Source organism: Rhizobium sp. GN54 (assembly GCF_021026345.1).
Taxonomy (GTDB): domain Bacteria; phylum Pseudomonadota; class Alphaproteobacteria; order Rhizobiales; family Rhizobiaceae; genus Mycoplana.
Genome location: NZ_JAJNCZ010000007.1, coordinates 58,537 through 83,905 on the forward strand (window position 1 = coordinate 58,537; position 25,369 = coordinate 83,905).

At 66.0% G+C, this 25,369-nt stretch carries 21 protein-coding genes and 1 other RNA gene; 4 read left to right on the forward strand and 18 right to left on the reverse strand.

Annotated elements, in window-relative coordinates:
* Positions 1–49 precede the first annotated feature (49 nt).
* Complete coding sequence (gene fabA / locus LQK81_RS18230) at positions 50–565, reverse strand: 3-hydroxyacyl-[acyl-carrier-protein] dehydratase FabA (RefSeq protein WP_230807802.1); 516 nt, start codon at positions 563–565, stop codon at positions 50–52.
* A gap of 317 nt (positions 566–882) precedes the next feature.
* Between fabA and irrA the strand changes: the two genes are divergently transcribed.
* Positions 883–1,305 (forward strand): iron response transcriptional regulator IrrA, encoded by a 423-nt coding sequence (gene irrA, locus LQK81_RS18235; RefSeq protein ID WP_230807803.1) that lies wholly within the window; start codon positions 883–885, stop codon positions 1,303–1,305.
* Positions 1,306–1,339: 34 nt separating this feature from the next.
* On the opposite strand, the gene LQK81_RS18240 is transcribed toward irrA, so the two are convergent.
* A complete protein-coding gene (locus LQK81_RS18240) occupies positions 1,340–1,975 on the reverse strand; it encodes a trimeric intracellular cation channel family protein (protein WP_230807804.1) in 636 nt (211 codons plus the stop codon).
* A gap of 136 nt (positions 1,976–2,111) precedes the next feature.
* Here LQK81_RS18240 and LQK81_RS18245 point away from each other — a divergent pair, with 136 nt between their 5' ends.
* On the forward strand, positions 2,112–2,588 hold the full coding sequence (locus LQK81_RS18245) for a hypothetical protein (RefSeq protein ID WP_230807805.1): 477 nt from the start codon (positions 2,112–2,114) through the stop codon (positions 2,586–2,588).
* Between the two features lie 7 nt (positions 2,589–2,595).
* Here the strand turns inward: LQK81_RS18245 and LQK81_RS18250 are convergent, their stop codons facing one another.
* The 11 genes from LQK81_RS18250 to rimP form a co-directional block, all read right to left on the reverse strand.
* Entirely contained in the window at positions 2,596–3,387 is a 792-nt protein-coding gene (locus LQK81_RS18250; RefSeq protein ID WP_230807806.1) for a YdcF family protein, read from the reverse strand.
* A 174-nt stretch (positions 3,388–3,561) separates the two neighbouring features.
* Positions 3,562–4,578: a class I SAM-dependent methyltransferase gene (locus tag LQK81_RS18255; protein WP_230807807.1), complete on the reverse strand. Its 1,017-nt coding sequence runs from the start codon at positions 4,576–4,578 to the stop codon at positions 3,562–3,564.
* Between the two features lie 112 nt (positions 4,579–4,690).
* Positions 4,691–6,835 carry a polyribonucleotide nucleotidyltransferase gene (pnp, locus tag LQK81_RS18260; protein ID WP_230807808.1) on the reverse strand — a complete coding sequence of 715 codons (2,145 nt, stop codon included), beginning with the start codon at positions 6,833–6,835 and terminating at the stop codon, positions 4,691–4,693.
* Between the two features lie 329 nt (positions 6,836–7,164).
* The gene (rpsO, locus tag LQK81_RS18265; protein ID WP_230807809.1) at positions 7,165–7,434 is read right to left on the reverse strand and encodes a 30S ribosomal protein S15; all 270 of its coding nucleotides are present in this window, start codon (positions 7,432–7,434) and stop codon (positions 7,165–7,167) included.
* Between the two features lie 180 nt (positions 7,435–7,614).
* Entirely contained in the window at positions 7,615–9,348 is a 1,734-nt protein-coding gene (locus tag LQK81_RS18270) for a sensor histidine kinase (RefSeq protein ID WP_230807810.1), read from the reverse strand.
* Positions 9,349–9,551: 203 nt separating this feature from the next.
* On the reverse strand, positions 9,552–10,487 hold the full coding sequence (gene truB / locus LQK81_RS18275) for a tRNA pseudouridine(55) synthase TruB (protein WP_230807811.1): 936 nt from the start codon (positions 10,485–10,487) through the stop codon (positions 9,552–9,554).
* A gap of 11 nt (positions 10,488–10,498) precedes the next feature.
* Entirely contained in the window at positions 10,499–10,900 is a 402-nt protein-coding gene (rbfA, locus tag LQK81_RS18280) for a 30S ribosome-binding factor RbfA (protein ID WP_230807812.1), read from the reverse strand.
* Between the two features lie 73 nt (positions 10,901–10,973).
* Positions 10,974–13,607, reverse strand: a complete 2,634-nt coding sequence (gene infB / locus LQK81_RS18285; protein ID WP_230807813.1) for a translation initiation factor IF-2 — start codon at positions 13,605–13,607, stop codon at positions 10,974–10,976.
* A 106-nt stretch (positions 13,608–13,713) separates the two neighbouring features.
* Complete coding sequence (locus tag LQK81_RS18290; RefSeq protein WP_230807814.1) at positions 13,714–14,397, reverse strand: RNA-binding protein; 684 nt, start codon at positions 14,395–14,397, stop codon at positions 13,714–13,716.
* Between the two features lie 19 nt (positions 14,398–14,416).
* Positions 14,417–16,024, reverse strand: a complete 1,608-nt coding sequence (gene nusA, locus LQK81_RS18295) for a transcription termination factor NusA (RefSeq protein WP_230807815.1) — start codon at positions 16,022–16,024, stop codon at positions 14,417–14,419.
* Between the two features lie 131 nt (positions 16,025–16,155).
* Positions 16,156–16,743, reverse strand: a complete 588-nt coding sequence (gene rimP / locus LQK81_RS18300) for a ribosome maturation factor RimP (RefSeq protein ID WP_230807816.1) — start codon at positions 16,741–16,743, stop codon at positions 16,156–16,158.
* Positions 16,744–17,087: 344 nt separating this feature from the next.
* Between rimP and LQK81_RS18305 the strand changes: the two genes are divergently transcribed.
* Positions 17,088–18,719, forward strand: a complete 1,632-nt coding sequence (locus tag LQK81_RS18305) for an MFS transporter (protein ID WP_230807817.1) — start codon at positions 17,088–17,090, stop codon at positions 18,717–18,719.
* A gap of 65 nt (positions 18,720–18,784) precedes the next feature.
* On the opposite strand, the gene LQK81_RS18310 is transcribed toward LQK81_RS18305, so the two are convergent.
* Positions 18,785–20,005, reverse strand: a complete 1,221-nt coding sequence (locus tag LQK81_RS18310; protein WP_230807818.1) for a lytic murein transglycosylase — start codon at positions 20,003–20,005, stop codon at positions 18,785–18,787.
* Positions 20,006–20,240: 235 nt separating this feature from the next.
* Entirely contained in the window at positions 20,241–20,846 is a 606-nt protein-coding gene (gene recR, locus LQK81_RS18315) for a recombination mediator RecR (RefSeq protein WP_230807819.1), read from the reverse strand.
* Between the two features lie 203 nt (positions 20,847–21,049).
* Between recR and LQK81_RS18320 the strand changes: the two genes are divergently transcribed.
* A complete protein-coding gene (locus tag LQK81_RS18320) occupies positions 21,050–22,879 on the forward strand; it encodes a patatin-like phospholipase family protein (RefSeq protein ID WP_230807820.1) in 1,830 nt (609 codons plus the stop codon).
* Positions 22,880–22,904: 25 nt separating this feature from the next.
* Here LQK81_RS18320 and LQK81_RS18325 read toward each other — a convergent pair whose 3' ends face one another.
* From LQK81_RS18325 to ffs, 3 genes are all read right to left on the reverse strand, one after another.
* The gene (locus LQK81_RS18325) at positions 22,905–23,228 is read right to left on the reverse strand and encodes a YbaB/EbfC family nucleoid-associated protein (RefSeq protein ID WP_230807821.1); all 324 of its coding nucleotides are present in this window, start codon (positions 23,226–23,228) and stop codon (positions 22,905–22,907) included.
* A gap of 32 nt (positions 23,229–23,260) precedes the next feature.
* Positions 23,261–25,141, reverse strand: coding sequence for a DNA polymerase III subunit gamma/tau (locus tag LQK81_RS18330; RefSeq protein WP_230807822.1), 1,881 nt, complete (start codon positions 25,139–25,141; stop codon positions 23,261–23,263).
* 58 nt (positions 25,142–25,199) lie between these two features.
* Positions 25,200–25,297, reverse strand: an RNA gene (gene ffs, locus LQK81_RS18335) — signal recognition particle sRNA small type.
* Positions 25,298–25,369 lie beyond the last annotated feature (72 nt).

Below are 25,369 nucleotides of genomic sequence, written 5' to 3' on the forward strand. Positions count from 1 at the left end.
CTGCTTACCTCTGTGATCCTTGAGCCCAACCGACAGCCTTGCGAGGGTGTCAGGCGGTCTTTTCCTTCGACAGGCCGACGCGCAGGTCGGTTGCCTGGTAGATGGTCTCGCCATCGGCCTTGAGCCAGCCATCGGCGGTCCCGAGCACGAGCCTGCCGCGCATGACGCGCTTGAAATCGATGCCGTATTGCAGAAGCTTGGCGTGCGGGCGAACCATGCCCTTGAACTTCACCTCGCCGGTGGAGAGCGCCATGCCGCGCCCTTCCTCGCCGAGCCAGCCGAGGAAGAAACCGGTCAACTGCCACATGCCGTCCAGCCCGAGGCAGCCCGGCATGATGGGGTTGCCCTCGAAATGGCAGGGAAAATACCAGTCGTCCGGCTTCACGTCGTATTCCGCGCGAATGTAGCCCTTGTCGTGCGCGCCGCCCGTCTCCGAGATCTCGGTGATGCGGTGGACCATGAGCATCGGCGGCAGCGGAAGCTGGGCGTTTCCGGGGCCGAACAGTTCGCCGTGTGCACAGGTGAGGATCTCTTCGTAGGTGAAGCTCGATTGCCTGGTCGTCATGGGCTGTTTCTTCCCGGTCCTTGGTTCTTCGTTCTAGCTTTAGAGCAGGATGAGGCCAAAATGAAGCATTGGCCACTCGCCGCGCCGGCTGTGCCCGGCGCCTCCTCGAGGGGACTGCCGGAGTGGATTTTGCGTTCCGCATACATGATGACCGGCCCGACAGCTAGTGCAAAGTGCCCGAGCCTGGGCCAAAGCATTGGTTTTCCGCATCCCGCAACATTGTCGCCCCTTGCAAAACTATTGAATCCGTGCGCCGTAAAAGTTATATCGAAACGTCAAGATTGTTCTGCAAGATCAGGCGAACGGATTCGTCACCCATGGTGCATGTCAAAGAATTGAGCATAGAGACCCGGTTGCGGGACTGTGGGCTTCGGCCGACACGGCAGCGCATCGCGCTCGCCGACCTGCTCTTTGCCAAGGGTGACCGGCACCTGACGGTGGAAGAACTGCACGAGGAGGCTGTCGATGCCGGCGTGCCGGTTTCGCTGGCGACGGTCTACAACACCCTGCACCAGTTCACGGAAGCCGGGCTCGTCCGCGTCCTCGCCGTCGAGGGCTCGCGGACCTATTTCGACACCAACATTTCCGACCATCACCACTTCTTCGTCGAGGGCGAAAACGAGGTGCTGGACATTCCGGTCAGCAGCATCGCCATTGGCAACCTGCCGGAACCGCCGGAAGGCATGGAAATCGCCCATGTCGACGTCATCATCCGGCTGCGGGCCAAGAAAGACCGCTGACGGCGGACCGACCATTCCCCACACGTGACCCCTTCTACATGACATCGTCGGGATGGCGCCCGGGCTGATGCCTGTAGACCGGAATGCGCCAGGCGAAGCGCAGGGCGCCGCCGCGCACGGCGAAGGCCGTCAGCGCACCGACCACCGATGCCACCGAGAGAGGCACGCCGGCGGAGATCAGCGCGGTGAAGGCCGCGGCCCCGCAGAGCGCGGCCGTGACGTAGATCTCCGGGCGCAGCAGCACGGAGGGCTCGCCGGCGAGCAGGTCGCGCAGGATGCCGCCGACGCTCGCGGTCATGACGCCGGTGGTGATCGCCACCGTCGGGGAACCGGTGGCCGCCAGCCCCTTGGCAGCCCCCATGACGCTGTAGGCCGAGAGACCGACCGCATCGAGCCAGAGCAGCATGCGATAGCGCGACTCGAACAGGTGCGCGGTGAAATAGAACAGTAGCCCGACGCCGACGCAGACCAGGAGATAGGTCGGGTTCGTCACCCAGAACACCGGCGCAGCACCGAGCACGAGATCGCGGAAGGTGCCGCCGCCGACCCCCGTCGCCGCCGCCAGGAAGAGAAAGCCGATGATGTCGAGCTGCTTGCGCGAGGCCGCCAGCGCCCCGGTCGCGGCGAAGACGGCAACGCCCGCATAGTCGAGCAATTCCAGGATCGTCACGCATCCCTCCTTCACGGTCAGCAGCCAAGCCTCGCGACAGCTTGGTCGGGCAAAGATGCGCCCTGTGTTGCCCGGGGGCGCCGGGTCGACGCCTCACGCTATCTTGACCGATCCGGATACCAAGGAAAGGCCCTGAATGATGTTTTCCCGTCCGGTGCTTCGCAAACTCCTGTTGGCCGTCGCCCTGCTTTTCCCCGCAGTTTCCGATGCGGCGCCGATTCTCGATGACGCGGTCGCCCACGAGAAGGCGGCGGTGGCCCGGCAATGCAAGGCGGCAACCTACGGCGGCGACTTCGCCCGCGTCATCGACTTCAACAATGACGGGCTCGACGACGTCATCACCAACCTGGGCGCGGTCAATTGCGACGGGGTCGACGGCAAGCTCTGCGGCGAGGTCGGCTGCCCGCACAATTTCTATGTCGGCGTCGCCGAGGGCGGGTTCGTGCTGATCGGCAGCGCCGATCTCTACGGCTACGAACTGAAGAAACGCTACGGCAACCTCGTCTTCGAGATGCGGGCGAATGCGGTCACCTGCAAGCGCGACGACGGCGAATATTGCATCATCACCACCCGGGTCCGGGGCCTGCGCTTCGACACCATCTCCAAGAGGTGACACCGGTTCATTCCGGCAGGATCGTCTCCGTGCGGCCGGCGAGATAGTAGGCCGTAAGCCCGATCCATTCGCGGAGGGCGGTGGTGGTCAATTGCGCATTCGACGACGGCTGGGTGAAGTCCAGTTGCAGCGAGGCCATGCCGCTCGTGCGGTAGTCGGTCGGCCAGGGGACGACGTCGAGACCCGCCTTGCGAAAGAGCCCCATGGCGCGCGGCATGTGAAAGGCGGAGGTGACGAGCAGGCAATCGTCGAGACCGTTCTGCACGAGCAGGTCCCTGGTGTTCTCGACGTTTTCGAAGGTGGTGCGCGAGGTCTCCTCCTGGATCAGCCGGACCGGCGAGATGCCATAGGCAGCGAAGAAGGCCGCCGATACCGTGGCGTCGCCGGCATAGCGGCCGCTGAAGGAACCGTCACCGCCGGAAACCAGCACCCGGGCCTCGGGATAGGCCTGCAGCAGGCGCAGCGTCTCGACGAAGCGATCGCCGGCCTGGTTCATCTCAACGCCGCCGCGGGCGGCGATCACCTCGGCCTCGAAGCTGCCGCCGAGCACGATGATGCAGCGCGGGCCGCCAACGGGCAGGGTCGAGCGCGCGAAGCGGTCTTCCAGCGCCTGCAGCATGACGGTGCCGGCGCTGGTATAGAGCGTGACGAAGAGGATCGCGGCGGACAGCAGCATGAAGGCCGCCTGCAGGCGCCTGCGTCCGAACCAGCCGAACAGGATCGCGACGACGATGGCGAAAAAGGCCAGGGAAAGCGGCTGCGCCGCCAGCCAGAAGAACTTCGATGCGTAGTAGCTCAAGGATGCCCCGTCGGTGTCACCGGTCCGGCGGAATGCCGAATCGCTGCCGGAAAGGCAATCACGTCGCGCCCGTCAAGAAAAGGATCGGCAGCGTCCGAGACGATGACATCGCGGTGATCGGCGGCCGATGAACGTCCCGCGGCGAACGCGGAAAGAAAGCACCGCGACGAAGGCTCAGCGGCGGCCCCAGAGCACCTTGAAGCGTGCATTGCGGCAGGCTTCGCCGCTCTCCTTGAAGGCTTCCTTGAGCACCGGTTCGTAGGGCAGGCCGCGATTGGCGACGAGCAGGAGGCGGCCGCCGGCCTTGAGCGACTTCGCCGCCATGCGGATCATCGCAGCACCCAGCCCGTGGTCGGCCGCGTGGCCTTCGTGGAACGGCGGGTTCATGACGATCAGGTCGTAGTGGTCGCGCGGCTGTTCGGCGGTCAGGTCCTGCCAGTAGAAGCGGGCTGGCACGTCCGGGCAGTTCTCGGCCATGTTCTCCTTCGCGGCTTCCAGCGCGTTGTAGTCGGCCTCGAAGAGGTCGACGCCCTTCAGGCCGGGCGCCCGCTCGCCAAGGAGCACGGAGAGATAGCCCCAGCCGGCGCCGAAATCGGCGGCGTGGCCGCGGAAATCCTCCGGGATACGGGATGCGAGCAATTCCGAGCCCTCGTCGATGCGATCGTGCGAGAACATGCCCGGCGCGGCAGTGAAGCGGCCGGCGACCCGGACGGCATGGGACGACAGTGCCGTGACCGCCTCGGCCGCATCCGCCGGGCGCGCGAACCAAAAGGCGACGCCATGATATTTCGGCGCGTGGTCGCCGCCGAAGCCGAAGCGGTCGATGCGCTTGCGCAGCGACTGGATGCCGTCCTCCTTGCCGCCGGCGATCACGATCGTCCCGCCGGCCTGCACGCGCCGCAGCGCCTCGGCGATGCGGTTTTCGTTTTCGCCCTTGTGCTTGCCGCAGAGCACGAGCGCACCGTCATAGCCCTCGCCCTCGATCGTGGGCGTCACGCTTGCGCGCGCCGCCTCGAGTGCGCGGTAGAGCGGACGAAGCGGCTGCACGGCATCGATCCCGGCCGCAAACCCCTCGGGCAGGCGCTGGCCTGCTTCGGCGCCCAGGAAGAGAAAGCGCTGCCCCTCGCCCGGCAGGTCCAGCAGACCGGCGGCGAAGGGATGGTAGAGGGTCTTAAGCGCGTCGCGGCTCATTGCGGGATCTTTCGGGCGTGCGCGGCTTCACCGCGTCGATGGCAAACAGGTCTCGATACGAAAAGGGGCGCGGAACGTGCTGCTCCGCGCCCCTAAATAGGTAAGTCAGAACTTACTCGGCAGCTTCGCCGCCGTCGCTCTTCTTCTCGGCCGCGATTTCCTTGCCGGTCGCCTGGTCGACGACCTTCATGGAGAGGCGGACCTTGCCGCGCTCGTCGAAGCCCATCAGCTTGACCCAGACCTTGTCGCCTTCCTTGACCACGTCGGAGGTCTTGGCGACACGTTCGGAGGCGAGCTGCGAGATGTGCACGAGGCCGTCACGCGGGCCGAAGAAGTTGACGAAGGCGCCGAAATCGGCGGTCTTGACGACCGTGCCCTCGTAGATCTGGCCGACTTCCGGTTCTGCGACGATCGAGTGGATCCACTTGCGGGCCGCTTCGATCTCCTTGGCCGAGGACGAGGCGATCTTGATGGTGCCGTCGTCTTCGATGTTGACCTTGGCGCCGGTCTTCTCGACGATCTCGCGGATGACCTTGCCGCCGGAGCCGATGACTTCACGGATCTTGTCGACCGGGATGTTCATCACTTCGATGCGGGGAGCGAACTCGCCGAGTTCGGCGCGGCCTTCGGTAATGGCGTTGGCCATTTCGCCGAGGATGTGCTTGCGGCCGCCCTGCGCCTGGCTGAGCGCGACCTTCATGATCTCCTCGGTGATGCCGGCGATCTTGATGTCCATCTGCAGCGACGTGATGCCGTCGGCGGTGCCGGCGACCTTGAAGTCCATGTCGCCGAGGTGGTCCTCGTCACCGAGGATATCGGAGAGAACCGCATAGCGGTCGCCCTCAAGGATCAGGCCCATGGCGATACCGGCAACCGGCTTTGCCAGGGGGACGCCGGCGTCCATCAGGGCGAGCGAGGTGCCGCAGACGGTGGCCATCGAGGACGAGCCATTGGACTCGGTGATCTCGGAGACGACGCGCAGCGTGTAGGGGAACTGCTCGGCGGTCGGCAGCATCGGGCGGATAGCGCGCCAGGCGAGCTTGCCATGGCCGATTTCGCGGCGGCCCGGGGAGCCCATGCGGCCCGTTTCACCGACCGAGTAGGGCGGGAAGTTGTAATGGAGCAGGAAGCGCTCCTTGTACATGCCGGTCAGGCTGTCGACATACTGCTCGTCCTCGCCGGTGCCGAGCGTGGCGACGACGATCGCCTGGGTCTCGCCGCGGGTGAAGAGTGCCGAACCGTGGGTGCGCGGCAGGATGCCGACTTCGGAGACGATCGCACGGACGGTCTCGAGATCGCGGCCGTCGATGCGGCTCTTGGTGTCGAGGATGTTCCAGCGGACGATCTTGGCCTGCAGGTGCTTGAAGACGGCGCCGATGACTTCGGCGGAGAACTTCGGCTCGACGCCCTCGGGGAAGAAGTGCGCCTTGACCTTGGCCTTGACGGCGTCGACGGCAGCGTAGCGGTCGGCCTTCTGGGTGATCTTGTAGGCGTCGCGCAGTTCGGCTTCGAACAGCTTGAGCATCTCGGCCTCAAGCTCGGAATGGTCTTCCGGCTGGAAGTCGCGCGGCTCCTTGGCAGCCACTTCGGCGAGCTTGATGATCGCGTCGATGACCGGCTGGAAGCCCTTGTGGCCGAACATGACGGCGCCGAGCATGACGTCTTCGTTCAGTTCCTTGGCTTCGGATTCCACCATCAGGACGGCATCCTGGGTGCCGGCGACGACGAGGTCGAGAACCGATTCGTCCATCTCGTCGAGATGCGGGTTCAGGACGTATTCGCCGTTGATGTAGCCGACGCGTGCGCCGCCGACCGGGCCCATGAAGGGAACGCCGGAGATCGTCAGGGCGGCGGAGGCTGCAACCATCGACAGGACGTCGGGGTCGTTCTCGAGGTCGTGCTGGACGACGGTGACGACGACCTGGGTGTCGTTCTTGTAGCCTTCAGGAAACAGCGGGCGGATCGGGCGGTCGATCAGGCGGGAAACGAGCGTTTCCTTTTCCGACGGACGGCCTTCGCGCTTGAAGTAGCCGCCCGGGATCTTGCCGGCGGCATAGGTCTTTTCCTGGTAGTTGACGGTGAGCGGGAAGAAGTCCTGGCCCGGCTTCGGCGCCTTGGCGGAGACGACGGTGGCGAGAACCACGGTCTCGCCGTAAGTGGCGAGAACGGCGCCGTCAGCCTGGCGGGCGATCTTGCCGGTTTCCAGCTTGAGCGGACGGCCCGCCCATTCGATTTCAACCGTATGGGTATCGAACATGTCTTGTCCTTAGCGTTTGCGGAGACGCTCACCGCCGCCTTGTCGGCGCAGGTGGCTCTATCCGCATTCATGACGCATCATGGGCAAGACAACGGGAGGCTTCGACTTCCTGGCCACGCCACCCGGCCATGGCGCTTCCTGCCACGCCGGATACAGGCGAGCGCCTGAAGCATCCTGCAATCCTGCCCCATGACAGGTCATCGGTTGTTCCGCAGGACCGGCCCACCCGGCCTGCTGGAGTGTCGAGTTCCGATGATCGGAACGTCTGCGGAAACAGTCCCGCAGATAGCACTGACGGGCGTCCCGCGAGGAACGCCCGTCAGAAATGATTAGCGGCGGATGCCCAGGGCAGCAATCAGCTTGCTGTAGCGGGCTTCGTCCTTCTTCTTGAGATAGTCAAGAAGCGAGCGGCGGCTGGAAACCATCGTCAGAAGGCCACGACGCGAGTGGTTGTCCTTCTTGTGGTCCTTGAAATGGCCGGTCAGGTTGTTGATGCGCTCGGTGAGGATGGCAACCTGGACTTCCGGAGAACCCGTATCGCCTTCGACGGTCGCATATTCCTTGATCAGCGCAGCCTTGCGCTCGGCAGTGATCGACATCGGTGATCCTTTCTGAAATGGAGGACTTGGGTCGCCAACCGCCGGGATGTCGTCCAGCGATGGCCATGAAGGCAGGCGGAACCGGGTCCGCATGCTGGCGCTGCCTATAAACCATTCAATGGAGAAAGGGAAGGGCCGTCGAATTGTGCATTCCCGGGCCTCTCGCCCCCTTGCGATGCCTCAACCTTCGCCACCCGGATCGTCCTGATCGGAAAGATCGGTCCGCAGTTGCGACAGCGGGATCCGGACCCGCCATTCGATGCCGTCGGCATGCATCTGCCGTTCCAGTTCGGCCTGCAGCGCCATGCCGAGCATGCGCTCCAGCACGATGCTGCCGAAGCCCTTGCGCTGGGGGCCATCCGCAGGCTTCTCGATATCCGCGCCGCGTTCGCGCCAGACGAGCGCCAGCCGGTCGTCGTCGATCGACCAGGTGAGATCCACCCTCCCGCGGTCGTTGGCGAAGGCACCGTATTTCGAGGCATTGGTGGCAAGCTCGTGCAGCGCCATGCCGAACGTCTGGGCCGTCTGGCTGTCGAGGCGGATCGAGGGACCGTCGATGTGCACGCGCGCGGCGTCGTCGGGGGCAAACGGCTTCAGCTGGTTGCGCGCCAGTTCGGCCAGTTCCACCCCTTGCGCCGCGTGGGCGATCATCAGGTCGGTCGAGCGGGCGAGGCCGGCGACACGCTTGCGGAAGGCATCGGCGAAGACGGTCGCGGATTCGGCGGTGCCGGCCGACTGGTTCAGCATGGCCTGGATCACGGTCAGCTGGTTCTTCGAACGGTGCGCCACCTCGCGCATCAGGAAGCGGACCTCGTTTTCCGCCCGGGCGCGGGCATCGGCGGCTTCCGACAGCGCCCTGGAGACCGTGTCGAGCTCGGAGATGACATGGCGGCGCGGCGGCACGGCTTCGCCCATGCCGAGCCGCGTGGCATCGCTGGCCAGAAGCTTGACGTCGCGCGAGAGCGCCCTGGCGATCAGGATGGCCGCGCCCGCGGCCAGGCCGGCGAAGACGGCGCCGCCTGCGGCCAGCCAGAGGAAGGAGGCGGTCGCCGGTCGTTGCACGTCGGACGCCTTCGCCCAGGCGACGATGCGCCATCCGGTCAGCGCCGAGAAATCGGTCACGACCTGGTAGTCGGTATTGTCGTGGCGGATGCTGGCGAGCCCGATCCTGAGTGCCGGGACGAGCGGCAGGAAAAACGGCTTGCCGACGGCATCGGGGCCATCGGTGGAGACGATGACGACGCCGGCGTCGTCCACCACCGCCGCGTTCCAGCCCGGAGACAGGATGTCCCGGTTGACGACGCTGGTAAAATTCTCCGCGTTCTTGGTCAGGGTCAGGAGCACCTGTTCGCCGGTCGAAAGCGTCTCCGGCATGTGGACGTTGAACACCCATTTCTGCGCGGTCTGCCCGAAGAACAGGTTGGAGACGGCTGGCTCGCCGCTGGCGAAGGCCTTGTCGGCAGTCGTCCGGTCCGACATCTCGCCAAGCGGCGTTCCGTACGGCACGCGGGTGTTCAGCCTCTGGTGATAGTTCCGGTCGATCACCAGCAGATAGGAGTTGGTCCCCGCCAGCGCCTTCTCCGCCTGCTCCTGAAGTCCCCGCATGTCGCCACGCGCCAATTGCTCGGAAGCGGTGAAGAAGGAGAGCGTCGACAGCATGGTGGTGACTTCGCGCTCCATCACCCGGCCGACCGCGCCGGTCGAGGTCCGCAGGAGCGATTCCCGCACGCGCTCCTGCGCCTCGTTGGCACGGTTCAGCACGACGGCGGCGAAGATGAAGGCCGGAACGACGGCGAGCAGGATCAGCCAAACCAGGTAGAAGACGACCGGATGGCGCATGCGCTTGCGCCAGTCCGAACCTGCCTTGCCGGATGCGCCCGTCTTTACCGTTTCCCTGACGCCCAAGATCGTCACCCGATGACCTTTCCCCTCCGGCGCTCGACGAGCGACCGGTGCCGCCCGCCCGGATGGCCGGCCGGCATTCCATTCGCCCTATTGAGCCCATGGGGATCTACGAAATCAAGCCGGCATCCCGACCAATGTTCGGTGCTGTCCGAATTTGGGTCACCCGAACGGGCCGATGACGCCCGCTGCCGGCGCTTGCCGCGCCATTTCCGTTAGCCGGCGAACACGCGCTTGGGACGGAACTCGCCGCCGTCGACCTCTCCGATCGCCACCAGCCTGCCGCGCGCCGTGGCATAGGCCTCGTCGGCGGAGACCGGCGCGTCGCGGCCGCGCAGGATGATCGGGTTGCCCATGCGCAGGCGATGGGCCTGGTCGTCGCTGACAACGATCTGCGGCAGGTTGGACAGCGCCTCGCCGGTATCGATCAGGAAGGCATCGAGCGCTGCCAGCCTTTCGGCCTCGTCTTCGATCTCCTCAAGCGCGGTAAGGTCGGCCAGGGGCACCATCGCATCCTCGCCGAAGGGGGCGACATAGGTGCGGCGCAGTTCGGAGACATGGCCGAAGCAGCCGAGGTCGCGGCCGAAATCGCGGGCGAGCGCACGCACATAGGTGCCCTTGCCGCACTCGACCTCGAACCTTGCGGTGTTTGCATCCGGGCAACCGACCAGGGTCAGGCGATGGATCTCCACCTCGCGCGAGGGGATCTCCACCGTCTCGCCGTCGCGGGCGATGTCATAGGCGCGTTCGCCGTCGATCTTGATGGCGGAGAACTGCGGCGGCACCTGCTGGATCACGCCGGTATAGCCGGGCAAAAGGGCCGTGATATCTCCTGCCGTCGGACGTTGCTCCGACGCACGGGTCACCTCGCCCTCGAGGTCGTCCGTCGCGCGCTCCTCGCCCCAGGTGACGGTGAACTCGTAGATCTTACGCCCGTCCATCACATAGGGAACGGTCTTGGTGGCGTCGCCCAGCGCGATCGGCAGCATGCCGGAGGCGAGCGGATCGAGCGTGCCGGCGTGGCCGGCCTTCTGGGCCTTGAACAGCCACTTGATCTTGGAGACGGCTTCCGTGGAACCGAAATCGAACGGCTTGTCGAGAATCAGCCAGCCGGAGACCGGGCGGCCCTTGGATTTGCGAGGTTTGGACATCGGTTCTTCTGTTATTGTTCGTCGGTGTCATCGAGGTCGCGCGCGACCTCGGGCGAGCGCAGGAGCTCGTCGATCTTCTTGTAGTTGTCGAAGCTGGTGTCGTCGCGGAAGCGCACCTCCGGCATGTACTTCATCTGCCTGAGCTGCGGGCCGAGCCGGCCGCGGATGAACTTCGCATTGCGGTTGAGCGCCTCGATGACGGCGGTATGATCCGAGACGCCGAGCGGCGTCACGAACGCCGTCGCGTGCTTCAGGTCGGGCGACATGCGGACTTCGGAAATGGAGATCACCGTCTTCTCGATCAGCGGATCGCGGACTTCGCCGCGCTGCAGGACCTGGGTGATCGCCGCGCGAACCTGTTCGCCGACGCGCAGCATGCGCTGGGAGGGCGCGGAGGACGTTGCTCTGGTCATCGTCGTTACCTTGTAAAAAAAAGCGAGCGCCGAAACCCTCCGGCGCCCGCATGACAACTGCCTGGACGAGCCGTTACAGCGTGCGCGTCACATGCTCCACGCGGAAGCACTCGATCGTGTCGCCGGCGCGGATGTCCTCGTAGTTCTCGAAGGCCATGCCGCATTCCTGGCCGGACTGCACTTCGGAGACCTCGTCCTTGAAGCGCTTGAGCGTCTTGAGCTTGCCTTCGTGGATGACGACGTTGTCGCGCACGAGGCGGACGCCGGAGCCACGCTCGACCTTGCCTTCGGTGACGCGGCAACCTGCGACCTTGCCGACCTTGGTGATGTTGAACACCTCCAGGATCTCGGCATTGCCGAGGAAGGTCTCGCGGCGCTCCGGAGACAGGAGGCCCGACATCGCCGCCTTCACGTCATCCACCAGATCGTAGATGATGTTGTAGTAGCGGATCTCGATGCCCTCGCGCTCGGAGAGGCTGCGGGCCTGCGCGTTGGCACGGACGTTGAAGCCGATGATCGCCGCATTCGAGGCTTCCGCCAGCGAGATGTCGGATTCGGTGATGCCGCCTGCGCCGGAATGGACGATGCGGGCGCGGACCTCGTCGGTACCGAGCTTGTCCAGCGCGCCGGCGATCGCCTCGATCGAGCCCTGCACGTCGCCCTTTATGACCAGCGGGAACTCCTTCATGCCGGAGGACTGGAGCTGGGTCATCATCTGTTCGAGCGAACCACGCGAACCGGTCTGGCGGGCAACCTGCTTCTCGCGGGCGAGACGCTGGCGATATTCGGAGATCTCGCGGGCGCGGCTCTCGTTCTCGACCACGGCGAACTTGTCGCCGGCGGCCGGCGTTCCGGAAAGACCGAGGACCTCGACCGGCGTGGATGGGCCGGCAGACTTCACATGCTCGCCCTTGTCGTTGACCAGCGCGCGCACGCGGCCCCACTGGTCGCCGGCGACGATGATCTGGCCCGGCGTCAGCGTGCCCTTCTGGACGAGGACGGTTGCGACCGCACCGCGACCGCGATCCAGCTCGGCTTCGACGACGACGCCCTCGGCCGTCCGGTCCGGATTGGCCTTGAGGTCGAGGATTTCCGACTGCAGCAGGATCGCCTCGAGCAGCTTGTCGAGATTGGTGCCGTTCTTGGCCGAAACCTCGACGTCGAGCACCTCGCCGCCCATGGATTCGACGAAGACCTCGTGCTGCAGAAGCTCCGTGCGGACCTTCTGGGCATTGGCCGTCGGCTTGTCGATCTTGTTGATCGCCACGATGATCGGCACGCCGGCCGCCTTGGCGTGGTTGATGGACTCGATCGTCTGCGGCATGACGCTGTCGTCGGCGGCCACCACGAGGATGGCAATGTCGGTCGCCTGCGCACCGCGGGCACGCATGGCGGTGAACGCGGCGTGGCCGGGCGTGTCGATGAAGGTGATCTTGTTGCCGTCCTGCTCGACCTGGTAGGCGCCGATGTGCTGGGTGATGCCACCGGCTTCGCCGGCGACCACGTTGGCATGGCGGATGGCGTCGAGCAGCGAGGTCTTGCCGTGGTCGACGTGGCCCATGATGGTGACGATCGGCGGACGCGGCTGCATCACCGCTGCGTCGTCGGCAACGTTGAAGATGCCTTCCTCGACGTCGGATTCAGAGACGCGCTTGACGGTATGGCCGAATTCGCCGGCGATGAGCTCTGCCAGGTCGGCATCGATCAGGTCGCCCGGCTTCATCATCTGACCTTCCTTCATCAGGTACTTGATGACGTCGACGGCGCGCTCGGACATGCGCTGCGACAGTTCCTGGATGGTGATGGTCTCGGGCAGGACGACTTCGCGCGAGATCTTCTCACGGGTCTCCTGCATCATGGAGCGCTTGAACTTCTCCTGGCGACGACGGATCGAGGCGAGCGAGCGGCCGCGCTGTGCGCCGTCCTCGTCGGTCGAAGCGGTCGTGAGCGTCAGCTTGCCCTGGCGGCGGCCCTCGTCGCCCTTGGGGCGGGCCGGGACCTTGGCAGGCTCGGGGCGCGTGACCTTGCCACGCGCCGGAACACCGGCGCCACGCGGGCGGGCGTCTTCTTCTTCCTGCTCGCGGCGACCGCGAACGCCGGCGGGTGCCGGGGTCGCTGCTGCCGGCGTTGCGGGGCGGACACCGGCGGGGCGCGGTGCTGCGACCGGCGCCGCCTCTGCAGCGGCCGGCGGTGCGACCTCGACGGTCTCGCCGCGGGCTTCGGCCTCGGCCTTGCGTTCGGCCTCTTCCTTCTCGCGCAGGACGCGGGCTTCTTCCTCGGCCTTGCGGCGCGCCTCTTCCTCGACCTTGCGGCGGGCTTCCTCTTCCGCACGACGGCGGGCGTCCTCGGCCTCGCGCACCTGTGCGTCGGCGAGCGCCCGGCGACGGGCCTCGACCTCTTCCGGCGACAGCTGGTTCAGGACGACGCCGACGCGCGGACGCTGCGGCTCCTGACGCGGCGGCGGGGACGGCTGCTGGCGCACCGGCGCCTGCTCGGCAACCCGCGGCGCCGGCGTCACCGGCTGGATCGCCGGCCGCTCGTCTTCCGGGCGCGACGGACGGCGCTTGCGGGTCTCGACCACGACAGCCTTCGTGCGGCCACGGCCCATGTCCTGACGCACGGTACCCTGCTGAACCCCGGAGGGCTTCAGGGTCAGCGTCTTCTTGCCCGCTACGCTGATCGTCTTGTCGTCTTTGTTATCGGTCATTCCGTATCCGTTCCGTTAGATCAGGGCCGGATGCGTATCACCAGACCCTGTCGTTCAATTCCTGTCGATCGACGCGCTTGATGCCGGTTTCGGCCGGTCACCCGCGTCATGACTTTGGCTGGCGAGCGTCGCCCTGCGCCCGGACCGAGCCATCGCCACGGTACTTTTCGAGCATGATTGCGCGCTTCACTACACCCTCACCCGCCTGCCCTGCAAGCGCTGCCGCATGGATAAAAGCATTCTGGCCCAAAAGCCCTTCCATTTCCGCCGCGGTCGCGAAGCGGAAGGAGGCAATCTCCTCGTCCTCGTCGGCGGCATACCTATAGGCCTTCCGGGCCTGGTCGATCTTGCGGACGCCGTCGGCTGCGGCATCGACTGCGTGAAAGACAGCGAGCGCGGCACCGCCGCGAACCGCCTTGTCGACATTCATGCCCCCGGTGACGAACTGGCCGGCCTTGCGGGCCAGGTTCATCATGCCGGCGAGTTGCGCCAGAAGAAGACGATCGACCTCCGCACCGAGTTCGGCGGACGCCTTCACATCAGACTTCAAAGCCCGCGCGAAAGCCTTCTTCGCCACTGCCTTGTCGACCAGCGCGCGCTCGGCCTTCACCCAGCAGCCGCGGCCCGGCAACTGGCGCTTCAGGTCGGGGACGACGCTGCCGTCCGGACCGGCGACAAAACGGATGAGCGCATCGGGGTCGCCGCTCTCGCGGGTGACGATGCACATGCGGCCGTTCTCGCCGTCGTCCTTCCTGTTCTTCTCGGGCAACGGCTTCTCCGGCTGCTGCATTGCGGGAAGAGGACGCCCGTCAGGCGTCCTGCTCCGCACCCTCGACCACTTCCACCGGGGCGTCCTCGGCGGCGAGGTCTTCCTCGGTGATCCAGCCAGCGGCAAGCCGCGCCTGAACGATCATGGCCTCGGCCTCGGCGCGGGAAATCTCGAACTTCGAGAACAGACCCTCGAACTTCTTCGTCTCGCCGTCCTTGCGCTCGGACCAGCCGACCAGGTCGTCCGCGGCGCAGCCGGCGAAGTCCTCTATCGTCTTGATGCCGTCCTCGCCGAGCGCGACCATCATCTGCGAGGTCATGCCGTCGATCTGGCGCAGTTCGTCGGCGACGCCGAGCTCCTTGCGCTTGGCATCCATCTCCGCTTCGAGGCGCTCGAGGAACTCACGGGCGCGGGTCTGGATCTCGGTTGCCGTGTCTTCGTCGAAACCGTCGATCGAGGCGATTTCGTCGAGATCGACATAGGCCAGTTCCTCGACGGCAGCGAAGCCTTCGGAGGCCAGCACCTGGCCGACCATCTCGTCGACGTCGAGCGCGTCCATGAAGAGGTTGGTGCGCTCGTTGAATTCCTTCTGGCGACGCTCGCTCTCTTCCTGCTCGGTGAGGATGTCGATGTCCCAGCCGGTCAGCTGCGAGGCGAGGCGGACATTCTGGCCGCGGCGGCCGATGGCGAGCGACAGCTGCTCGTCGGGAACGACCACTTCGATGCGCTCCGCATCCTCGTCGAGAACGACCTTGGCGACTTCTGCCGGCTGCAGGGCGTTGACGATGAAGGAGGCCGGATCCTGGCTCCACGGAATGATGTCGATCTTCTCGCCCTGCAGCTCGCCGACGACGGCCTGGACGCGCGAACCGCGCATACCGACGCAGGCGCCGACCGGATCGATCGACGAGTCGTTCGAGATGACAGCGATCTTGGCGCGCGAGCCCGGGTCGCGGGCAACCGACTTGATCTGGATGATGCCGTCGTAGATTTCCGGCACTTCCATGGTGAAGAGCTTGACCATGAACTGCGGATGGGTGCGCGACAGGAAGATCTGCGGACCGCGCTGTTCGCGGCGGACGTCGTAGACAAAAGCGCGGACGCGGTCGCCGTAGCGCATGTTCTCGCGCGGGATCATCTCGTCGCGGCGGATGATGCCTTCGCCGCGGCCGAGGTCGACGATGACGTTGCCGTATTCGACGCGCTTGACGGTGCCGTTGACGATCTCGCCGACGCGGTCCTTGTACTCGTCGAACTGACGATCACGCTCGGCCTCGCGCACCTTCTGCACGATCACCTGCTTGGCCGACTGGGCGGCGATACGACCGAAATCCATCGGCGGCAGCGGATCGGCCATGAAGTCGCCGATCTTGGCGTCCGGGTTGCGATCGCGGGCCAGTTCCAGCGGGATCTGGGTGGAATAGTCCTCGGCCTGCTCGACGACTTCGAGAAGACGCTGAAGCCGGATCTCGCCGGTCTTGGAATTGATGTCGGCGCGGATGTTCGATTCCGAACCGTAGCGCGAGCGCGCCGCCTTCTGGATGGCGTCGGCCATCGCGGCCAGAACGATTTCGCGATCGATGACCTTTTCGCGGGCCACGGCATCCGCGATCTGCAGAAGTTCGAGCCGGTTAGCGCTGACTGCCATTGTCTCAAGTCTCCGTTGTGATACCGGTCGCTACCGCCGGCCATGGGGAGCGGGCCTGCCGCTCCGGTTCCATCCTCAAACGCCGCCATCGACCGGAACATCCGGGCCGGAGTGGCTGCGCACTCACTGAATTATTCGCCGTCCTCGTCGTTCTGGTTCGCGGCCTGCGCCTTCGCCGCCTTGTCGGCGCGCAGGGCATCGCGGATCAGGTCGTCGGTCAGGATCAGCTTCGCCTCGGCCAGCGCCGAGAACGGGATCGCGACGGTCGGCTCCTCGCCATAGGCGGGCTGGTCGCGCTCGACCGTGAAGCCATCGGCATCGGCGGAAGCGATCTTGCCGCGGAAGCGCTTGCGGCCATCGATCAGGATCGACGTCTCGCACTTCACCAGGTGTCCCTGCCAGCGCGCAAAATCCGACTTGCGGACCATCGGCCGGTCGATCCCCGGCGACGACACCTCGAGATGATACGCCTTGTCGATCGGATCCTCAACGTCGAGGACGGGCGAGATCGCCATGGAGACGGCTTCGCAGTCCTCCACCGTCATCGTGCCATCGGCCCTCTCGCACATGATCTGCAGCGTCAGCCCATGCTGCGCCGACAGGCGAACGCGCACCAGACGATAACCGATCTGCTCGATCGTCGGCTCGATGATATCGGCCACCCGCCGGTCGAGACCGGTCTCGACGATCAGCCGCGGTTCGTTTTCCTGTTCCGTCATCATCACTTCCCTCGCCGTCCATGCCCCTCCGACAGGAGGGTCGTGCGGCGCACAACTCCGAAGATCCTTGCCGGCAAAGGCAGGCTTGCGGAGCGTTGTTCATCATGCGCCCGACCGGGCCAATAAAAAAGAGCGGGTCCGGTGCGGGCCCACTCTTCATCAAACCGATCAAGAATTTGACGCTGATATATACGCCTTCACCGGTCTTTGCAAGGTCGGCCGGGTCACAGGGTCAAAGGGCGGAAAAATGCGACCGGGTTTCCGGGTTGCCCTTGCCGCCCGCCGCCACCTCGCTATCTTGTCTCGCGAACGAGAAAACGAGAACAAGAACGCGAGACTGAGCAGTGCCCGATCGCAAATCTCCCCTTGCGCCCTTCAGGCACGACGTCTTCCGGCTCATCTGGGGGGCAAGCCTCGTCTCCAACTTCGGCGCGCTGATCCAGTCTGTCGGCGCGGCCTGGATGATGGCCTCGATCTCGAATTCGGCCAACATGGTCGCGCTGGTCCAGGCCTCGACCTCGCTGCCGATCATGCTGTTTTCGCTGGCCTCCGGCGCCTTGGCCGACAGTTTCGACCGCCGCCGCATCATGCTTTCCGCCCAGTGTTTCATGCTGGTCGTTTCCGTCACGCTGACGCTGTGCGCCTGGTACGGGCTGATCACGCCCTGGCTGCTTTTGTCCTTCACCTTTCTCATCGGCTGCGGCACGGCGCTGAACAACCCGGCCTGGCAGGCATCGGTCGGCGACATGGTGCCGCGCGAGGACCTGCCGGCGGCGGTCGCGCTGAACTCGATGGGCTTCAACATCACCCGCAGCGTCGGCCCCGCGGTCGGCGGCGCGATCGTGGCGGCTGCGGGGGCTGCCGCGGCCTTCGCCGTCAATGCCTGCAGCTACTTTGCGCTGATCTTCGCGCTTTTGCGCTGGAAACCGGTCGTGCCGGCAAACCCGCTGCCGCGCGAGACCTTCGGGCGGGCGATCTCGGCCGGCTTCCGCTACGTGTCGATGTCGCCCAATATCGGCAAGGTGATGCTGCGCGGCTTCGCCTTCGGGCTTTCGTCGAGCGCCATCCTCGCGCTGCTGCCGCTGGTGGCGCGCGACCTGGTCGCCGGCGGACCGCTGACCTTCGGCGTCCTGCTCGGCTGTTTCGGGGTCGGCGCGATCGGCGGCGCGCTGACGAGCGCATGGGCGCGCGAGCGGTTTTCCAGCGAGACGATCGTGCGCTTTGCCTTTGCCGGCTTTGCCGCGAGCGCGGTCATCACCGCCATCAGCGGCCATGCCGCGATCACCGGTCCCGCCCTGTTCCTGGCAGGTGCCTGCTGGGTGCTGGCGCTGTCGCTGTTCAACACGACCGTGCAGCTTTCGACGCCGCGCTGGGTGGTGGCGCGGGCGCTCTCGCTCTACCAGACCACCACCTTCGGCGGGATTGCCGGCGGCAGCTGGCTGTGGGGCACCGTCGCGGACATGCAGGGAGCGGCCAACGCGCTGCTCTGGGCCGCGGCGGCGATGCTCGCCGGCGGCGCGCTCGGCCTGCGCTACGGCCTGCCGCAGTTCGAATCGCTGAACCTCGACCCTCTCAACCGCTTCAGCGAACCGCAGCTGCCGCTGGACCTCAAGCCGCGCAGCGGGCCGATCGTCATCCTGATCGACTACGAGATCGCCGAGGAAGACATCCCCACCTTCCTGACGGCGATGACGGAGCGCCGGCGGATCCGCATCCGCGACGGGGCCGGCCAGTGGACACTGATGCGCGACCTGGAAAACCCGACGATCTGGACCGAGACATACCACGTGCCGACCTGGATCGAATATGTCCGCCACAACCAGCGGCGCACCCATGCGGACGCCGAGAACGGCGACCTCCTGCGCGCGCTCCATCGCGGCTCCGAGGCGCCGCGGGTGCACCGGATGATCGAGCGCCAGACGATCCTGCCGACCGAATACGAGCGCTACAAGCAGCAGATGGACATCCACCACTGAGACAGGCGGAGGATCCCGCAGTTCTGCCACACTGCAGAGCGTGCCGGAGACCGCCGACGGGCTGCTCAGCGCAGCTTCGCCTTCAACGATGCGTCCGGATAGCAGGTCGGCTTCAGGCCGGATTTCGACTGCCAGTCGCCGAGCGACCGGCGGGTCTTGTAGCCCGGCAGGCCGTCGACCTTGCCGACGTCGTAGCCCTTGGCGACGAGCGCCTTCTGCATGGCGAGCACATCGGAGCGCAGCATCTTGCCGACATCGCCCCAGGCGCCGGAGAACGCGCCGCTGCCATAGGCGATGCGATCGGCGAGGTTGCCGATGAAGAGCGCGTAGAGGTCGGAGTTGTTGTATTCCTTGATCACGTAGAAGTTGGGCGTGACGATGAATTCGGGACCGTGGGTGCCCGCCGGCACCAGCATCATGCCCGAAGCGCCCGTCTCGCCCTTCGGAAACGGCTTGCCGGACACCCGCCCGATGCCGGTCGCCGACCATTTCCCGATCGGCCTTGCCAGGTCCGGCCCCTCCTGGGCGCAGGAGACGCCGTCCGGAATACGCACCTCGTAGCCCCAGCCGCGGCCAGCCTCCCAGCCCTTCCGGCGCAGGTAGTTGGCGATGGAGGCCAGGCTGTCGGGCACCGAATTCCAGATGTCGCGGACGCCGTCGCCGTCGAAATCGACGGCATATTTCAGGTAGCTCGTCGGCATGAACTGCGGCTGGCCCATGGCACCGGCCCAGGACCCCTTGAGCTGCGTCGGCGTGCGGTCGCCGCCGTCGATGATGTGCAGGGCGGCGACGAGTTCGCGCCGGAACATCTCCTTGCGGGTGGACATGAAGGCCTTGGTCGCGAGCACCTCGATCGCGGGATGGGGGATATCGGCGCGGCCGTAGCCGGATTCGCGCCCCCAGACGGCGAGGATGACCTCGCCCGGCACGCCGTAGTCCTGCTCGACCTTGCGCAGCGTGGCGGCGTGGGTTTTCGCCAGCCTGCGGCCGCTGGCGGCGAGGCCCTGCAGGCGCTTTTCGGAGAAATAGGCGCCGGGCGAGGAGAACTCGGCCTGGCTCTGCTTCTGCTCCTTCTTCGGCGCAGCACCGGGCGGCACCAGATCCGGAAGGTCCCAGTTCAGGCGGATGCCGTCGAAGGCGGCCTTGAAGGCCTTCTGCGACACACCGGATTTCGACGCTTCCGGCCAGAGGTCGTTCTGCAGCCACGCCTGGAACTGGCGCTCGATATCCGGTCTGCTCTGGGCCGCGGCGGGGAGCGGCAGAAGGGCGAGGGACGCCACAAGCATGATGGTTCGCGCGATCCTTGCCCGTGGCACCCCCTCTGGCCTGCCGGCCATCTCCCCCACAAGGGGGGAGAAGACCGCGCGGCAAACTCGTCGCCTCCACGCAACCGTCCCGGCGATCAGCGTCTGCACTCTGTCTGATGGTTGGCGATACCGTCGCGACAACCTTTCTCCCCCCTTGTGGGGGAGATGGCCGGCAGGCCAGAGGGGGATTTTCGTCCGCATCGCCGCTCCTTGGTCAAATCGTCGTTCGTGCGCGCAGCGCCGCCGTCAGGGTGCCCTCGTCAAGATAATCGAGTTCGCCGCCGACGGGCACGCCGTGGGCGAGGCGGGTGATCCTGACGTCCAGCCCCTGGAGCTGGTCGGTGATGTAGTGCGCGGTGGTCTGGCCCTCGACGGTGGCGTTGACGGCGATGATCAGTTCGCGCACGCCGCCTTGCGAGACGCGGTCGATCAGGCCGCGGATGTTGAGGTCCTCCGGGCCGACGCCATCGAGCGGCGACAGGGTTCCGCCCAGCACGTGATAGGCGGCGTTCATGGCGCCCGCACGCTCCAGCGCCCAGAGGTCGGAGACGTCCTCGACGACGATGATTACCGACTGGTCGCGGCGCTCGTCGGTGCAGACCGTGCAGGGATCGATGGTATCGACATTGCCGCAGCACGAGCAGATGCGCACCTTGCGATGCGCCTCGCCCATCGCGTCCGCGAGCGGCCCGAGCAGTTGCTCCTTCTTCTTGACGAGATGGAGGGCGGCGCGCCGGGCCGACCGGGGGCCAAGCCCCGGCACCTTTGCCAGAAGCTGGATGAGTTTTTCGATTTCGGGGCCGGTGACTCGTTTTGCCATGGCCGGTTTCTACCGCATATCCCCCGCGAACGGAAACCGGGAAGACATGCCTGTCCGCGGAAATCGACCGCCGTAACGGCGCGGATGCCCGGCGGTATTCAAGAACCGCATATTCAACAATGCTGATGGACTAGCGAGCGCCCAGGTGTATCATGGGTCCGTGCAATCGATGGTAGACAGCAGCCCCGATCGGGAGGAGCCGCATGGTCGACAGCAGCGCAGCACACCCCTTTGCCAATCCGCCGAAGAAATGCGACCTGATCATGAAGGGCGGCATCACTTCGGGCGTCGTCTTTCCGCAGGCCATCTGCGAACTGGCGCGCGAGTATCGTTTCGTCTGCATCGGCGGCACGTCGGCGGGCGCGATCGGGGCCGTCATGGCGGCGGCCGCGGAATACAGGCGCAGGAAGGCCATCGACGACCCGGCGAAGCAGGGCGCCGGCTTCGAGCGGATCGCCGCCATGCCATCCGTGCTTGCGGCAAACCTTCCGACCTTCTTCCAGCCTTCGCCGGAGACCAGGCCCCTGTTCGACATCGGCATGGCGGCGATCCGCGCCCGGGGCAGCAAGGCCTTCGCGGTGCTGCGCCAGACCCTCTGGGGTTTCCGGCAGGAGACGTCGAAGGGCGCCGTCCTGGGGCTGCTGGTGATGGCGGTCTCGATTGCGACCGAGAGCATCGCGGGGCTGTTGCTCGGACTTCTGCTGGCGCTGACCGGCGCGGCCATCATGGTCGGCTATGCGCTGTACAAGGCCGTGGCCATCACGCTTCCGCAGCATGATTTCGGCCTGTGCAGCGGCCTGACCCAACCGGGAAACCTGAAGCCCGGCTTCACGGACTGGATCGCCGACGAAATCCAGGCCGTCGCCGGGCGGACGACGGCGAACGACCCGCTGACGATCGGGGATCTGGACGAGGAGAACATCCAGGTGGTGAGCGTCACCACCGATCTCTCGTCGCGGCGGCCCTACGAACTGCCGTTCGGCTCTGACGTGTTCTGCTTCCGGAAGTCGGAGTTCGAACTGCTGTTTCCGACGTGGATCATGGACTACCTGCTGCGGGTCAGCAGCGAACTTCCTGTCGTCGCCTATGGCGGCGCCCGCGATTTCTACCGGCTTCCGAACAAGAAGGCCCTCCCCGTTGCCATGATCGCCCGGATGAGCCTCAGTTTTCCCGGCCTCATCCGCGCCGTGCCGCTTTACCGGTACGACCGGTCGCTACTGTCGAGCAGTGAGAAATTGCAACTGGCACCGGTTCGCTGCCTGTTCTCGGATGGGGGGATCACCAGCAACTTTCCGATCCATCTTTTCGACAGCCTGCTGCCGGGCCGCCCGACGTTCGGCATTTCGCTGGCAAGCTACGACTCCAAGCGACACGATGGCCGGGTCTACATGCCGAACACGAAGGAGGCCGGGGCCGACGATATCGACCGGACGCCGATCCTGCCGGTCGGCGGTCTCCTCGATTTCGTCTCCGCGATCCTGTCCACGGCCCGTAACTGGCAGGACACGCTGCAGAGCCAGTTGCATGGCTACAGCGAGCGTATCGTGGAAATCAGGCTGGACGACAAGAAGGAGGGCGGCCTGAACCTCGACATGGACGACGAGATCATCGGCACCCTGACGCGGCTCGGCAAGGATGCGGGCGGCGCGATCAGGCAGAGTTTCGATTTCAACGAGCATCGCTGGCGGCGCGCCGCCACGGCGCTGCCGACACTGGCCCAGTCGCTGAAGAAGCTCCACGAGCGCTACAGCGCCGGGCCGGGGCCGGAACTCAACGACCTGGACGCTGACGTCATGGACTACGCGACCATCCTGTCCTCGTATCAGCCCACCGCCTTCGTCGACCGGCCGATGGTGACGCGCGACAGGCTGAAGGCCTTCGCCGAGAAGGCCGCGGCGATCGGCGCAAAGATCCCCAAGGAGGCAGAGGCGAGCGCCACCACGCAGAAGGCCAACCTGCGCATCACCGCCAGCATGGAAACCAGCGCGGTCGCACCGCCCGTCGACCCGGCGGCGTCCCCGCGGCAGGCCTGACGGGGCCGAATGAAGAAGAAAAGGATCAGAACGGCAGCTTGAAGCCCGGGGGGATCGGCAGGCCGGCGGTCAGCGCCTTGGTCTTTTCGGCGGCCAGCGCCTCGGCCTTGTCCTTGGCGTCCTTGTGGGCGGCGACGATCAGGTCCTCGAGGATCTCGACGTCGTCTTCCTTGAAGAGCGACGGATCAACCTTCAGGCCGCGCATGCCGCCCTTGCCGTCGAGCGTGACCGTGACGAGGCCGCCGCCGGAGGTGCCTTCGACGGTCAGCGCGGCGATCTCCTCCTGCAACTGCTCCATCTTGGCCTGCATTTCCTTGACCTTGCCCATCATGCCCATGATGTCGCGCATCGGCCGCTCCTTCCGTCTTTGTCGTTAGGCTTTCAGAATTCGATGTCGTCGCCGGGCAGGATGTCGCCCTCGGCGGATTCGGCGGCTGCGGCCACCTCGACCGTCTCGCTCTCGACCTCCGGCGCCTTGATACGCACGTCGGTGATCTTCGCGCCCGGAAAGCGCTGCAGGATGGCGGCGACGTCGGGGTCCTGCCTGGCATCGGCGACGCGTGCTTCCTGCGCGCTTGCCTCGGCTTCGGCGAGCGTCGGACCGTTCGCCTCGCGCGAGACGATCACCATCCAGCGGATGCCGGTCCATTCCTCGAGGCGGCGCTGCAGGTCGCCCACAAGCGATTTCGGTGCATCGTCGGCAAGGCCGATCTCGGCGCGGCCGGGCTCGAAGCGGCCCGGGCGGACGAAGTTGCGCAGGAGCGCGCGCAGGCGGATATCGCGGTTCTTGGTGCAGAGATCGGAGATGTCTTCCAGCGAGCGGACCGGGACCTTCGGCTGCGGTACGGCCTCGGCCGGCTCGACGCTGGGGGCCGCCTGCGCGGACGGCTGATTTTGCTCGTCGACGACCGGAACCGGGCGCAGCATGGTGGCGCCGCCGCCGGTGCGCATGCCCGGCTGGTCGGAACTGCGACCGATCGCGGACACGGCATTCGTCGTCTGCGGCGCGGCGGACGTGCCGGAGGCGGATGGCGCGCGCTGGCCGTTACCCCCTGCCCCGTTGCCGCCGCTGCCGGCCAGTTCCGCAAGCCGCCGCGCGGCATCTTCCGGCGAGGGAAGATGGGCGGCATGGGCAAGCCGGATCAGCACCATCTCGGCCGCCCCCGCCGGGCGGCTCGAGGCTTCGGTCTCGGGAATTCCCTTCAGCAGCATCTGCCAGATGCGCGACAGCGCGCTGACCGCAACGCTCTGCGCCAATTCTGCCCCGCTCTGCCGTTCGACCTCGCTCAGCGACTGGTCGCCCGCCGCATCGGGCACATACTTCATGCGCGTGACGAGATGGGTGAAATCGGCAAGATCGGTCAGGACGACGGCCGGACTGGCGCCCGCCTCGTACTGTGCCGCGAACTCGGCCAGGGCCGCCGCCACATCGCCGCGGACGACATGGCCGAACAGGTCGACGATACGGGCGCGATCGGCGAGGCCCAGCATGGAGCGGACGGCCGACGCCTCGACCACGCCGCCACCATGGGCGATCGCCTGGTCCAGCAGGGAAAGGCCGTCACGGGCCGAGCCTTCGGCCGCGCGTGCGATCATGGCGAGCGCATCCGGCTCCGCCTGCACGCCTTCCTTTTCCAGAATGGTGGTGAACAGTCCGACGAGATCGGTGGCGGCGATGCGGCGCAGGTCGAAGCGCTGGCAGCGCGAGAGCACCGTGATCGGCACCTTGCGGATCTCGGTGGTGGCGAAGATGAACTTCACATGCTCGGGCGGCTCTTCCAGCGTCTTCAGCAGGCCGTTGAAGGCCTGCGTCGAGAGCATGTGCACCTCGTCGATGATATAGACCTTGTAGCGCGCCGAGACCGGGCGATAGCGGACCTGCTCGATGATCTCGCGGATATCGTCGATGCCGGTGTGGGAGGCGGCGTCCATCTCGATCACGTCGACATGGCGGCCTTCCATGATCGCCTGGCAATGCTCGCCGGGAACCTGCAGGTCGATGGTCGGGCGGTCGACTTCGGGCGTCTTGTAATTGAGGGCACGGGCGAGGATGCGGGCGGTCGTCGTCTTGCCGACCCCGCGAACGCCGGTGAGCATGTAGGCCTGGGCGATGCGGCCGGTCTCGAAGGCGTTGGTGAGGGTGCGGACCATCGGCTCCTGGCCGACCATGAGGTCCGTGAAATCCTTGGGGCGATACTTGCGCGCCAGAACCCGGTATGCGGCGGGCTTTTCACCGGACGGAAGTGGAGTGTCGTCGCTCATCGGCCAGTCGTGCGCCCTTGCCGTATCGCCTGAAAATCGCGTCCCGACAGGACGTTGGGTGGGAGGCTGGCACGATGACCCGTGCCGGGGCTCGTTAGGGCTGCTTCCTTCCGGACCTGACCCGGTTGGCGAGTGGCTCGTCCACCACCAACCTCCCGGCCTCCATATCGGCAATATTGGATCGGAATGCAAGCCGGCATGCCAAAAAACTGTTGGTGCCGGCCACAA